Annotated in this window: 12 protein-coding genes and 1 pseudogene; 5 read left to right on the top strand and 8 right to left on the bottom strand. The window is 52.2% G+C overall.

Annotated elements, in window-relative coordinates:
- The first annotated feature begins 3 nt into the window (after nucleotides 1–3).
- The gene (copD, locus tag PGR29_RS04810) at nucleotides 4–873 is read left to right on the top strand and encodes a copper homeostasis membrane protein CopD (RefSeq protein WP_213316876.1); all 870 of its coding nucleotides are present in this window, start codon (nucleotides 4–6) and stop codon (nucleotides 871–873) included.
- Between the two features lie 13 nt (nucleotides 874–886).
- The gene (locus PGR29_RS04805) at nucleotides 887–1,228 is read left to right on the top strand and encodes a YebY family protein (protein WP_087860549.1); all 342 of its coding nucleotides are present in this window, start codon (nucleotides 887–889) and stop codon (nucleotides 1,226–1,228) included.
- A 468-nt stretch (nucleotides 1,229–1,696) separates the two neighbouring features.
- Here PGR29_RS04805 and PGR29_RS04800 read toward each other — a convergent pair whose 3' ends face one another.
- The 3 genes from PGR29_RS04800 to PGR29_RS04790 form a co-directional block, all read right to left on the bottom strand.
- Nucleotides 1,697–2,791, bottom strand: coding sequence for an acyltransferase family protein (locus PGR29_RS04800; RefSeq protein ID WP_316424149.1), 1,095 nt, complete (start codon nucleotides 2,789–2,791; stop codon nucleotides 1,697–1,699).
- Nucleotides 2,792–3,575: 784 nt separating this feature from the next.
- Nucleotides 3,576–3,719, bottom strand: a complete 144-nt coding sequence (locus PGR29_RS04795; RefSeq protein WP_316424148.1) for an Ecr family regulatory small membrane protein — start codon at nucleotides 3,717–3,719, stop codon at nucleotides 3,576–3,578.
- A 117-nt stretch (nucleotides 3,720–3,836) separates the two neighbouring features.
- Entirely contained in the window at nucleotides 3,837–4,805 is a 969-nt protein-coding gene (locus PGR29_RS04790; protein ID WP_162750163.1) for a VirK/YbjX family protein, read from the bottom strand.
- Nucleotides 4,806–4,951: 146 nt separating this feature from the next.
- On the opposite strand from PGR29_RS04790, the gene pphA reads away from it, so the two are divergent.
- Nucleotides 4,952–5,605 (top strand): protein-serine/threonine phosphatase, encoded by a 654-nt coding sequence (pphA, locus tag PGR29_RS04785; protein WP_316424147.1) that lies wholly within the window; start codon nucleotides 4,952–4,954, stop codon nucleotides 5,603–5,605.
- Here pphA and PGR29_RS04780 read toward each other — a convergent pair.
- The 5 genes from PGR29_RS04780 to yebS form a co-directional block, all read right to left on the bottom strand.
- A complete protein-coding gene (locus tag PGR29_RS04780; RefSeq protein WP_045376105.1) occupies nucleotides 5,602–5,793 on the bottom strand; it encodes a YebW family protein in 192 nt (63 codons plus the stop codon). The two genes, pphA and PGR29_RS04780, sit on opposite strands and share 4 nt — an antisense overlap.
- Before the next feature lie 101 nt (nucleotides 5,794–5,894).
- Nucleotides 5,895–6,134, bottom strand: a complete 240-nt coding sequence (locus PGR29_RS04775) for a YebV family protein (protein WP_316424146.1) — start codon at nucleotides 6,132–6,134, stop codon at nucleotides 5,895–5,897.
- A gap of 112 nt (nucleotides 6,135–6,246) precedes the next feature.
- On the bottom strand, nucleotides 6,247–7,680 hold the full coding sequence (gene rsmF, locus PGR29_RS04770) for a 16S rRNA (cytosine(1407)-C(5))-methyltransferase RsmF (RefSeq protein ID WP_213794544.1): 1,434 nt from the start codon (nucleotides 7,678–7,680) through the stop codon (nucleotides 6,247–6,249).
- 88 nt (nucleotides 7,681–7,768) lie between these two features.
- Nucleotides 7,769–10,402: a PqiB family protein gene (locus PGR29_RS04765; protein WP_213794545.1), complete on the bottom strand. Its 2,634-nt coding sequence runs from the start codon at nucleotides 10,400–10,402 to the stop codon at nucleotides 7,769–7,771.
- A complete protein-coding gene (gene yebS, locus PGR29_RS04760; protein WP_015705937.1) occupies nucleotides 10,371–11,654 on the bottom strand; it encodes a membrane integrity lipid transport subunit YebS in 1,284 nt (427 codons plus the stop codon). The genes PGR29_RS04765 and yebS overlap by 32 nt, the downstream gene beginning before the upstream one ends.
- A 133-nt stretch (nucleotides 11,655–11,787) precedes the next feature.
- Between yebS and PGR29_RS04755 the strand changes: the two are divergent.
- Nucleotides 11,788–12,301 (top strand): annotated as a pseudogene (locus PGR29_RS04755) (GAF domain-containing protein).
- A gap of 81 nt (nucleotides 12,302–12,382) precedes the next feature.
- A complete protein-coding gene (gene proQ, locus PGR29_RS04750) occupies nucleotides 12,383–13,066 on the top strand; it encodes an RNA chaperone ProQ (RefSeq protein WP_316424145.1) in 684 nt (227 codons plus the stop codon).
- Nucleotides 13,067–13,072: the final 6 nt, after the last annotated feature.

Below are 13,072 nucleotides of genomic sequence, written 5' to 3'. Positions count from 1 at the left end.
ACCATGCTGTCGGGAATATATGTCGGCCTGCGGTTTGTCCACTTCATCTCATTGATGACGGCCTTCGGTTGCGCGCTGTACGGCGCATGGTGGGCGCCAGTCTCGCTGCGTCGCCTGTTGATGCAGCGTTTTTATCCACTGCTGCGCTACCTGCTAATGATTAGCGCTATTTCAGCCACTTTGATGCTGATGGCGCAGGGCGGGTTGATGGGGGATGGCTGGAACGATGTCTGGCAACCTGCAATCTGGCGCGCTGTTATCGGGACGCAGTTTGGCGGCGTCTGGCTGTGGCAGATGGTACTGGCGTGGATTGCGCTGACTGTCGCGTGGATCAAACCGCGTCGCCCGGCGCGTCTGTTGTTGCTGCTATTTTGCGCGCAGTTGTTGTTAATGGCAGGCGTGGGGCATGCGGCGATGCATGATGGTTGGACTGGCGCATTACAGCGTACTAATCACGCGCTACATCTGTTTTGCGTCGCTGCCTGGGCCGGTGGGCTGCTGCCATTTGTCTACTGCCTGCGGCTGGCGCGCGGGCGCTGGCGTCAGGTAGCCATAACCGCCATGATGCGCTTTTCACGTTACGGGCATTTGGCCGTGGCTGGCGCGATTGCCAGCGGGATTGGCAATACGCTGTTGATACAGGGGCGGCTGATTGGCGATTCACCGTGGGGAGTGATGTTGTTGTTCAAATGTGCGCTGGTCGCTGGGATGGTAGCAATTGCGCTGGTGAACAGGTATGTTCTGGTACCGCGAATGTCAGGTAACGGCTCGTGGGCGGAACGAACTATTTTACGCACTACACAGCTGGAAATGGCGCTTGCCGCGCTGGCAGTACTAGCCGTCAGCCTGTTCGCGACCTGGCAACCTAATTGAATTAACTGGCTAAATGATGAAAAAAATCGTTCTGACAATGTTGTTACTGGCAAGCTCAGGCGCCGCGTTGGCGGCGCCACAGGTGATTACCGTGAGCCGTTTTGAAGTGGGTAAGGACAACTGGGCGTTCACCCGTGAAGAAGTCATGTTAACCTGCCGCCCGGGTAATGCGCTGTACGCCATCAACCCGAGCACCCTGGTGCAGTATCCGCTGAATGATGTCGCCGAGCAGGAAGTGAAGGCCGGTAAGACTACCGCACAGCCGATTTCCATCATTCAGGCTGACGATCCGCAGCATCCGGGGCAAAAAATGAGCCTGGCGCCATTTATCGAACGAGCGCAAAAGCTTTGTTGATAATGACCTATATCACTTTGTTTTAAAGGTAAAAAAACCGCCGGCGTTTGGTAAGAGAACGCGGCGGTTTTTTGTTATTTGTCAGCAATTTTTCAACCACTTTTGTCGCGGACTGGAAAACCTGTCACAGTCATCTATTCTTATAAGGCAAGGCGACTTAGCCTGCATTAATGCCAACTTTTAGCGCACGGCTCTCTCCCAAGAGCCATTTCCCTGGACCGAATACAGGAATCGTGTTCGGTCTCTTTTTATCTGTTATTCAGCGAGTTACACACATCCCGCTGAGAGTGCTCAAACGGCCGAATGCTGAACTTTCTACCTTATATCACAACCAAAACCAGCTTAACATTATTTTTACATAAAAATTGCCGTCCTGCCGTTACGGCAACTCCGATACCCAAAATGCGGTTTTAGTGAAATGGCGCAACTTTGATGTGTGAAGGATCAAAGAGAGGGACAACCCCCTTTTTATACGGCCAACTTTGTCTCATGCGCTTTAACAGAATGTCTTTTTATATAGTATTTAAACACTTTCATCGCGGGTAATTCTATGAGTCGATATGATAAATAAGAGAAGACGAAAGTCAGGCTGAGTATAGCCGCGACTTTTATAACCCCTGGGATATCACTCCAAATCCAGTTGGTATGAATTCTGATGTACTGGTTAATTGCATAATGAATCAGATACATCGAATATGAAATATTGCCCAGGAAATGCAGGAACTTATTTTTGAACATTGCATTCCCGGCTTCAAAGTATAATGCTGTGAAGAATATTAAAAATGCACCGTAAAAAATACCAGCCTTGAATATTAATCCATGACCGCCATTGACATATAACATCGTCAAATATATTATTGATAATATAATTAAGGCTTGTTCAACGAGTTTGCTTCTATATTTTACAAGCCATCCTCTTAGTTCGAAAAGAGCCATCCCAGCAATGAATTCCCATGTGATTGTGGTACTAATAATTTTGAGTGGAACCTGATACCAATGTTGTACTAATATATTTGCAGACACATATCGGTTGAACTCAAAAGCGCCATTATATGTGATCTGAGATATGACTGTTAATGCTATTAAGAACAGGGAGCATAGCACGGATCTGTATTTGTGCGATACTTTCATAGCTACTGAAAATACAATATAAAAATAAATTTCATAGGTTAACGTCCATGGAGTCCCCATCAGGTTAAAGTCATACGCAGGAGCGGGGGCGGAGTAATTTTTATGAAACAGAAGTAATGATTTAATCATGGTCGATAGGTTAGCGTCGCGAAAAACGGTAACGCAATAGAATACCCAAACAATAAAAAGGCAAGGGTAAATTCGAACAAGTCTTTTCCCCAGGAATAAAACCGTATTTTCATTACCATGTCTTGTAGCATAGGCAATAATAAACCCACTAATTATAAAAAATATATCCACACCAATCCTTCCGGCATCGAATAAATGCCCCCATTCATCCCCCATATACCAGGAAATGTGAAGTAGTACGACTAATAATGCTGCTATGCCGCGAAGATAATGTATTGATAATATTTCTTGCTTGCTGTTCATTTAATCAACAACCTGAGGGGGGGATTTCCGCAGATGTTACCACTTACAATGCAGGCTCTCAGCATAAATAAGAGGGGGTGGTGATCTACAAGTATTAGCAATTATTGCACTCTGTTTTTATTTTTCATTATTATCAATTGGTTATGGATTTTTTGTTTTAGATGTTCATTTTTTTTGTTACTTTTTCAGAAAATATTTAATATAAATAGATGCGGTGTTTTAGCTCTTTATATATTATTCCTGTATGGGTTGTTTGTTGGTATTTTAGGTGTGAATGATTTATTGACGGATTTAGAGATTAAATTAGCTATAACGCTCATATTTATATGCCAACCTAAACGTCAGGTTAACTTGCAGCCACCGATCATCAGATGTCAGTTATCCCGATATGGCGGCCAGATCATATCAGCTCCTCTACCCCGGTGGAGCATGGGGTAAAAGGTTGCTAAAAGTGTGTTACATCGTAGCTCTATCGCATGGGGACCGTTGAGAACGCAGCCATTCTACCGGTTGCAATTCACGGTATTGCTAGCGTGTTGTTGTAAAAAGGCAGAGGGTGTGTAAAAACACAACAGAAAGAAGACACCTGCACACAACCAGACCCATAGTGCAGGTGAAAGATGGGTCTACATCGGAAGTCAGTAGTATACCTATTTGTATGATAAATTAAATGAGGCAATGATGTAATGTTATGCAATTAATGCGGTTCTTAGAGGGGTGAAGAGGTTTTGCCGCTAATTGATAAAGATAGAAATAAATCCATGGACGGTCAGCATGTTGGCATTTATTCCGGGGCGATTAACGTAGGATAGAGTAAGGTTTCCAGATAGCTGACCAATACCCATATCTCGTCACTGAAAATAAACCATAGGGCACTGCCTAAAATAAGCAGGATAACCAGCAGCAGGAAAATCTCAGTTTTACTCATAGGTCAATGGCCAACTTAAACCAATTATCAACAGGCCACGATATTAACCAAAGAATGTACAAATGAAAACGCCGTTATTAAAAACGGCGAATCTTTTTCGTAATAAGACGTGAATATTTATTTTACACTTAGCAGATTAGCCACCTGTACGGCCATCTCATCCATGAACTGGAAACGGCGGCGATATTCGGCGCGCTTTTTACTGGCGATACTCTCCAGCGATTTTCTTTCCAGCTTCAGCGGTAGGCGCCAGCGATAACTATCGTCACGCACGCCTTCAATTGATTGCCAGAACTCATCGTAGCTGGCGTGGAAGTGCCGGCCTTTACTTAAACGATAGCGCAGCGCGCGAAACACATGACCATTATCGCTGACGCCGTAAATAGCCTGAATATTGCTTCGGGCGGCCAGCAGCCAGATGAACTCCAACAGCAGGCGTTTGGGAAACAGACCGTAGCAGGCGCGGGTTGCGTGTTTAATGACGTCATGGGAAACATGCCGACGCGGCCCCTGCAGGCCGCCGATGACCAGTTGCCACTGCCCTTGATGGCGGACTACGCTAAACGTGGCGCTGGCCAACAGTTGCTGCTGGCTATCGCGAAGCCAAAGAGTCGTTTCACCTTCTCGTTCGGCTTTGCCGGCTGACGAGGCAAAGAGCGTGAAGGCCGCATCATCTTTAGCGGACAGGGTCAGTAACGGTCGTTCTGACGGCGATATCATGGCCGTTGCCAATCGGTTCTCGCCCAGCGAGTCGACGTACTGATAGTGGCTAATGATAGCCTGGGAACGCTGACGGGCGTTAAGGTCGCGCACTAAATACTGGCGATGTACTTTACCTGGCAGCGTAGCCTGCGCCGCCAGCAGTTGGCGGAAATCACCACGCGCAGAAAGGGTGTCCAGCATCTCGCGGGTCGGCTGATAGAACAGTGCCGTACGCAGCAAGAATTTGAGCCGATAATTGCGTTTTTGCCAGATTGGCGCAGGCGTGATACGCCCCATTACGAGATCGGCAATCAAATTTGAGCGTTGCTGAAGTGTGCATGATGAATGCAGGCTATTGTCCGTCACGATGTCATACCTCGTCATTATTTTATTTTTATTTTACGGATCTCGCGGGACAAGCTTAATGCTTCGCCAGACTATATTTACGCCTTGTTTAACGTTGATTGACGTATGTATTTCTAACCACGCCTTCAGTCATATTTTGTATAATTAACTGAGGGGGTGGAAATATGTATCAGCGCGTAGAAGGTAGCGCCTGGCGTAATATCTGGCTGGTGGGCGATCTACATGGTTGTTTTGATTTATTAATGTCCCAGCTGCGGCAGCGTAAATTTGATCCCTGGCAGGATCTTCTGATCTCTGTTGGCGATCTGATTGACCGTGGGCCGCAAAGCGTGAAATGTCTGGGCTTGCTGCATTGCCGGTGGTTCAGAGCGGTGCGCGGCAACCATGAGCAAATGGCGCTGGATGCGCTGGCGAGCGGGGAAATGGCGCTGTGGACGATGAACGGCGGCGGCTGGTATCCAACCGCCTCACAGGAACAGAAACGGTTGGCTGATTTGCTGTTTAACCGCTGCCGGGATGTGCCGTTAATCATTGAACTCCGCAGCCAGGATACCACCCACGTGATTGCCCATGCCGACTATCCCGCCAGCGTTTATCGTTGGCAGTTGCCCGTGGACGAGCATCAGGTGCTCTGGGGCCGCCAGCGTTTAACCGATCATCTGGCGGGACGGCACGGAGAGATAGCCGGGGCGGATCACTTTTGGTTTGGCCATACGCCGCTTAAACGCCGTTACGATAGCGATAACCAACACTACATTGATACCGGCGCGGTGTTTGGCGGAGAGCTAACGCTGGTGCGGCTGCAGTCGGCTGTTTAAAAGTCGCTATATTCCGTCGCCGGACGCCAGAAGCCGTCGATAAAATCTTCTACCGGGAAACAGCCTCCCTGGCGAATTCGTTGGTCGTCCATAGCGACGAGGCATTGTCGTTCGCTATCATAGACATCCACTACGATGTCTTCGCACCCGCCGTCCAGATAGCAAATGAATAATACTAAGGCAAACATCCCGCCCTCATTAGCGAATGAACATAAGGTAAGTGTAGGGGAAGTTAGCGCAGCGGGGGAGGGATATAAATAACCCGTCTCAGGCGACGGGTTCATTTGAGTCAGACAAGACGCATGACCCAGGCATCGGATTGGCGGTCGTAGTGTTTACGGTAAAGCACAGAATGTTCGCCATTAAGAATGGCGGGAACGCTGGTTTCGGCATCCCAGGCGTCTAATTGCATGCATAAGTCAGGATCGGATTTGCAAGGAATGCTTAACGTTCGCTCACCCTGTGACTCGCCATGCAGCTCGGCGTCGTCGATTTCAAACGCGCCGATTCGTACGTTAGTTTTACTCATCATTCACCCCGTTTGTCTGCTGAGTTGTGGTACGACCAGTTAGGCCGTCATTTTTCAGCGTAGACAACGGGGAGTAAATCGCCAGTCAAAAAGTGCGCTTTTTGGCGCGCGGTCACGACTTTCCGGCGAAAAGTTTGCCGTCGCGCACCAGTTCGCGAGGGTAACTGTTTTTCAACCGCGAGCCCACGCGCTTGGCGAGTCCTAATGGCGCGCCCTGGAAAGTGACAATCACTTCATCCTGCCGCGGCGGCGCCTCGGGATAGACATCGCGCCCACGATACCACTCTTCCGCTTCCGCTAAGGTGAGCTCAAACGGCTCCTCTGGCGCAGCAAGCGCGATCGCTGCTTCATGCTGCCAGCGGTAGCCTTTGTTATGCGTTTCAGCGAGGCGAATTCCGATGCGCGAAAAACGAACCCTGCCGATTAACGCTTCCAGTTCTTGCGGGAACAGCCAGATTTCTTTATCGCGTTGCCATAAACGAAGATGCTCTGCCCATTGCAGGCCAACGGCGTTGGCGGCTGCGGTGACAGCCGCTGCCTCACGTCCTTTCATCGGTGCGAAAGGGAACTTGCCCACTTTATAACCTGGCGCAGGTAGGGGATCGATAGAGGTGGTTTTACGCAGGCGGGCAACGAAAAAACCCTCACAATCAAAAATCTGCGGGAACACGTGCAGGAAACCTTCGTCGGTGAGCGCTTCGTGAGCCTGCGGGAAGAGTGAATCCAGGGTCATGACTTCAACCGCCTGCGGGTAGGTTTGCAGCAGCCAGTTAACCACTTCCTCGTTTTCTTCACGGTTCAGCGTACAGGTGGAGTAGACGAGGGTACCGCCAGGACGCAGAGCGTGAAATGCGCTGTCAATGAGTTCTCTTTGCGTGCCGGCAATCTCCTGATTACTTTCTGGAGACCAGTTTTTTAGCGCGTCGGGATCTTTACGCACTACTCCTTCGCCCGAGCAGGGGGCATCGAGCAAAATCGCGTCGAAGCACTCAGGCAGAGCGGCGCCGAAGACGCGCCCATCGAAGTGGGTGAGGGCTACGTTATTAATGCCGCAGCGGCTGATATTGGCGTGCAGCACTTTCACCCGGCTGGCGGAGAATTCGTTTGCCAGGATCCCGCCGCGATTGCCCATCCGGGCGGCGATTTGCGTCGTTTTGGAACCTGGCGCGGCGGCGACATCCATCACTCGCTCCGGCATTTCGCCATCGGCGAACAGCGCCGCTACCGGCAGCATCGAGCTCGCTTCCTGAATATAAAATAGCCCGCTCAGATGCTCGGCGGTGCTGCCCAGCGGGAGTACATCGTCATCATCACGCTCGATCCAGAAACCCTCTGCGCACCACGGGACCGGCGTTAACTGCCAGCCGTAAGGGGCGACCAGTTGCAGAAAATCAGCGACCGTAATCTTCAACGTATTGACGCGAATACTGCGGCGCAGCGGGCGCTGGCAGGCGGCGATGAAGTCATCGAACGAAAGATGCGTTGGCATTGCCGCACGCATTTGAGCGAGGAAGAGTTCCGGGAGAAAGACAGCGTTTTGAGCCACGAGCAGCGCACCACAAGCAAAAAAGGGGGCGCAGTTTACCATAAACGCCCCGGAGCGGGACACCGGGGCGTTCAGGCATTGGAGAGAATTAATTAGGCAGCGCCGTTCCCCAATCGCGCCACTCTTTTGGCTCGCTTTCCAGCAGCAAGAAGTGTTTGCCATCCTGCGCTTTCGGCGCCAGCGGCGTTCCCGGCGGGGTGGCAAAGGCGATACCGCCGCGGATAAACTGGTTGAAGGTACCTGTTTTCACCACTCCGCCAATCAGACCGAAGTCGAGGCTATAGCCGGAAGCCAGCCAGAACACCGAGTTATTGCGCACTAAGTACTGATAACGCTTACTGATACGCAGCTTAACCATAACGCGGTCGGACATCGAGCCCAGCGTCAGCCCGGTCACGGTACCCACTTCCAGGCCGCGGAACAGCACCGGCGTACCAATATCGAGCGAACCGGCTTCCGGCACTTCGACGATAATGCTCAGGCCGTCGATGTAGCGCGAATCGGTGATGGTGGTGTCCTGAATCTCGAAGTCGCGGCGCGGCGAACCACGGCCAGGTTCAACATTGATATACGACTGGAAGATCGTGTCCAGATGTTCAACGCCGGCGGCAGAGATCTGCGGCGTAATCACCGAGAAGCGGGTACCGGCACGGGCAAAGGTGCCGACATATTCCGGATAAAGCACCGCTTTCGCCTGAACTTCATTTTTTGCCGTAATCAACTCCAGCGACTGGATCTGGCCGATGTCGATACCGAGATAGCGAATCGGCATGCCCGCCGCCATTTTACCCGCATCGAAAGCGTGCAGCGTAATCTGGCCGCCCACCGCGCGGGCGGCGGTTTCGGAGGCGTACAAGATACGCTTATTGTTCAAGCGCGCGTTGGCGCTGCTGCCGTTGAGGTTATCAAAGCTGATGGCGCCTTTCAGCGCGCGAGCCAGCGGCGACGCCTGCACGGTTAGCCCATTACCGTCGAGTTTTACCTTCGCGCCGCCTTCCGCCCAGAAAACGCTGTTATTGGTCAACAAATGGCGATATTCCGGTTTGATATGCAGATCGATATCGAAAGCGTTGCTGCGCGGTTTCACCGAGATGATCTCGCCGACGGCGAATTTGCGATACAACACTACCGAGCCTGCCTGCACATCGGGCAGCGTTTCCGCGGAAAGACTCAGCGTGGTGGTCGGGATTTCACTGAGGCTATTTTCCTGCGCTTTTTCCAGGTTGGCATACAGCGGATAGCTGTTGTGCATTTCCCCTTTTTCACCGGGGATGATGCGGATCCCGCCATCAACCCATTCGCTGGCGCTGGCGCCAAGTACCTGCACGCCATCCAGCCCAACTTTCACATCAAGGCGGCTGTTGACGACAAATTTGCTATCGCCGCGTACCAGATTGCGATACTCCGGCGAAATGGCGACCTGGAAAGTGACACCCTCTGCGGTGAGCTTGCGTTCCAGCACCTGGCCGACCTTAACGCCGTGTAGCATCAGCGGCTGGCCGGCAGAAATGCCATAGCTTTCCGGCGCCGATAGCGTCACGGTGGCGACGTTGGGCTCTTCCAGTAGCGCTTTATCGGCTGCCATAACCATAAAGTGATTTCGCGGTTCGCCGTCACCAGGGACCAGCTCGAAGGTGTTGCCGGTGAGTAGAGCGCTAACGCTTGGGTTATCCAGCGAGATTTTCGGCTTCTTCATTTGAATCAGCGTCTTATCCCGAAGCAGGGTGACCACGCTCGGGTCGACGGTCATCTCACCGGTAACTTTACCGCCGGGATTGAGATTGAGTTTGGTTAACTGACCTACTTCCAGCCCCTGGTACATCAGCGGCGTAGAGCCCGCCTTCAACCCATCGCCGTCGGGTAGCTCCAACGTCACCAGCACCCCGCGCTGGCTGTGCGCCAGATCCTCATAGAGGTTGTATTCGTCGTTTTGCGCCGCCGCTTTGGAGTCGTCAGGCGAGTCAAAGGCAATGGCGCCGTTAACTAACGCGGAGAGGTTTTCCAACTGGACTTTGGCGCCGCTCAGGCTGACGTCGGCTTTAATCCCGGAGACGTTCCAGAACCGACTGCCTTTTTTAACAAGATTGGTGAAGCGACGCTCGATTAATACATCAATCGTCACCCCCTGATTGTTGGCGTTGAGCGTGTAGTCATACACCCGGCCAACCGGAATTTTACGGAAATAGACCAGCGAGCCGCTGTTCAGCGAACCGAGATCTGGCGCCTGCAGATGAATCATCAGTTCGCCGTTGTTGATGCGATATTTTGGCTGAGTATCCAGGGCGACGAAGTGATCTTCCGGTTCGCCTTTACCTGGCATCATGCCGATATAGTTACCGCCGACCAGCGCATCCAGCCCGGAAACGCCGGCCAATGAAGCCTTTGGCGTCACCAGCCAGAACTGGGTGTCTTTGCGCAGCGCGTCTTTCATATCACTCTTCACGCTGGCGGAAACTTCGATCTTGCTGAGGTCCTTACTCAAAGAGATATCCTGTACCGTACCAACCTCTACCCCTTGATAGCGGATAGGCGTACGCCCCGGAACAATCCCGTTTGCGGACTGGAAATCGATGGTAATCGTCGTTCCCCGGCCTTCAAAGCTGGTCCAGATAAGCCATCCGGCAATCATCAGCGCGATGACCGGCAACAACCAGAATGGCGAGATACGGCGTTTGGTTTTTATTTTGGCTTCAGTCGGCGAAGCGGGCGTTTCCTGACTCATGAGCGTCCCAAAGTAAGCGGCTGTCCAGCCATTCAACTGCAAGGATAGTTAAAATTACCGCGCCGCCGAAATACACCGCCGCCGGCCCCATGGTAAAAGCCAGGAGCTGATCGCGGTTTATCAACGACATGGTTAATGAGATAACAAACAGATCCAACATCGACCAGCGGCCGATCCAGGTAATCAGCCGCAGCAGCAGGATACGCGTACGTAGCCCCTGTTCGCACTTGAATTGTATGCTGACCAGCAGGGTAAATAACACTATAACTTTGGTGAATGGTACCAAAATACTGGCGATGAACACTACGCCGGCGATTGCGATGTTGCTGTTGGCGAGTGAAATGATCCCCGAAAGAATCGTATCTTCCTGGCGCGCGCCATTGACGTAGATTATCGAAATCGGTAGCAGGTTGGCCGGCAGCAGGAAAACCAGCGACGCAATCAGGGCCGCCCAGCTACGCTGTAGGCTTTGCGGCCGGCGATGATGCAGCGAGGTATGGCACCGGCGGCAGCGGCCGCGGGAGTCGCGATAACCGGTATAGTGACAGCCGGTGCAAACCTGAAGATTGGTGTCGTAGCGCATGGCCGGGCGTTCGGGATAAAAACGCTCCCACAACTCTTCCACGTTCATGTGAATGAGCGTCAGGATGCTGAGTAGGGTCAGTGCGATAAAGGCGATCAAGCCGATGCCGGGCTGCAGGAAGGCATAGTCCTGGACTTTTATGGAGGCGACGCCGATACCGACCAGATAAATGTCCAGCATCACCCACTCTTTCAGTTTGCCGAGCATCAGCAGCACCGGCCGCAGGTTCATCCCCAGCACGTTACCAAGCCAAAGGTAGGCAATGGAAACTACCAGCAGAACGGGCGCAACCACCGCGCAGAAGAGCACCATCGCGGCGGTAATGGGATCGCCCTGGTTGGTCATCTGCCAGATCCCCTGCAAAACGTTGGCGTCAATACGCACGCCGAGCAGATGCAAACGCAGCAGCGGCTCGCTCCAGGCGAACGGCATCAGCAACATCATCGTAAACGCCATACTGGCGAGCCGGGAGAGGGACCAATCGCGGCCGTCACGGACCTTCGCGTTGCACCGCGGGCACCAGGCGCATTGATTTCTTTTCACAACCGGTATGCGGAACAGCATGTCGCACTGCGTACAGCGCTGATAGTGCGCATGCGGCGTTGGCGAACTGACCGAATGAACGGTAATCTTCTTCGTCGGCGTGATTGAGGGTGTTTTTATCAGCATTTATTACGTTCGGGAATGAATGTATCCCACTATATTAACCCAGGAATGAATTCATCTTGAGCCCGAAGGCATTTAATGCTTATTTTAGTAGGCATCTGCAGATGAGATAGTAAGACAACTAAGTGATTAAAAAATGAACAAAACAGAATTCTACGCGGATCTGAACCGCGATTTTCAGGCGCTTATGGCAGGCGAAACCAGTTTTTTGGCAATGATCTCAAATACCAGCGCGTTGTTGTTTGAACGGCTGGAAGAGGTCAACTGGGCCGGGTTTTATCTCCTGGAAGGCGACACGCTGGTGCTGGGGCCGTTCCAGGGTAAGCTGGCCTGTGTACGTATTCCGGTCGGTCGCGGCGTTTGTGGTTCCGCCGTGGCGCAGAACCGCGTCCAGCGCGTGGAAGATGTCCATGCGTTTGACGGCCATATTGCCTGTGACGCCGCCAGCAATTCGGAAATCGTCTTTCCGTTGCAGGTAAACAATCAGATTATTGGCGTACTGGATATCGATAGCACGGCGTATTCCCGCTTCACCGCAGAAGACGAACAGGGGCTTGCAGAGCTGGTCTCGCGCCTTGAAACGCTGATTGCGGCGACCGATTATCAAAAAATCTTTGCCCACGTCGCAGGATAATCAACGGATAACGTAGCATTTAGCGATGACGTCATTATAATGACGCCTGTTCATGCCTGCGGCTTGTTGGCTACGTCCGTTGTAATCAGGAAATTTCATGGAAAATCAACCTAAGTTGAATAGCAGTAAAGAAGTAATCGCGTTTCTGGCCGAACGTTTTCCTCAGTGTTTCAGCGCTGAAGGCGAAGCGCGCCCCCTGAAAATCGGTATTTTTCAGGATCTTGTAGAGCGAGTTGGCGGAGAGATGAATCTCAGCAAAACCCAACTGCGCGCTGCCTTACGTCTTTATACTTCGAGCTGGCGTTATCTGTATGGCGTGAAAGCGGGAGCGATTCGCGTCGATCTCGACGGCAACCCGTGCGGCGAACTGGAAGAGCAACACGTTGCTCACGCCCGTCAGCAGCTCGAAGAAGCCAAAGCTCGCGTTCAGGCGCAGCGCGCCAGCCAGCAGGCTAAGAAGCGCGAAGCCGCTGCCGCGGCAGGCCAGCAGGAAGAAGGGGTACGTCGCGAGCGTAAACCGCGTCCTCAGCCGCAGGCTCGCCGTAAAGAAGGTAGTGAACAGCGTAAGCCGCGTCCTGCAGCTGCCAAAGCACCGCGTGAAGAGCAACGCCTTACCCCGGTGTCTGACGTCTCTGTATTAAGCGTCGGTCAGGCTCTGAAGGTGAAAGCAGGCAACAACGCAATGGACGCCACCGTTGTGGAAATCACCAAAGATGGCGTTCGTGTACAGCTGACTTCTGGTATGTCAATGATTGTACGCGCAGAACACCTGGTGTTCTGAAACGGA

The organism is Klebsiella sp. 141203 (assembly GCF_032601985.1).
Classification (GTDB): Bacteria; Pseudomonadota; Gammaproteobacteria; order Enterobacterales; family Enterobacteriaceae; genus Klebsiella; species Klebsiella aerogenes.
This window is presented reverse-complemented; position numbering and strand designations above follow the sequence as displayed.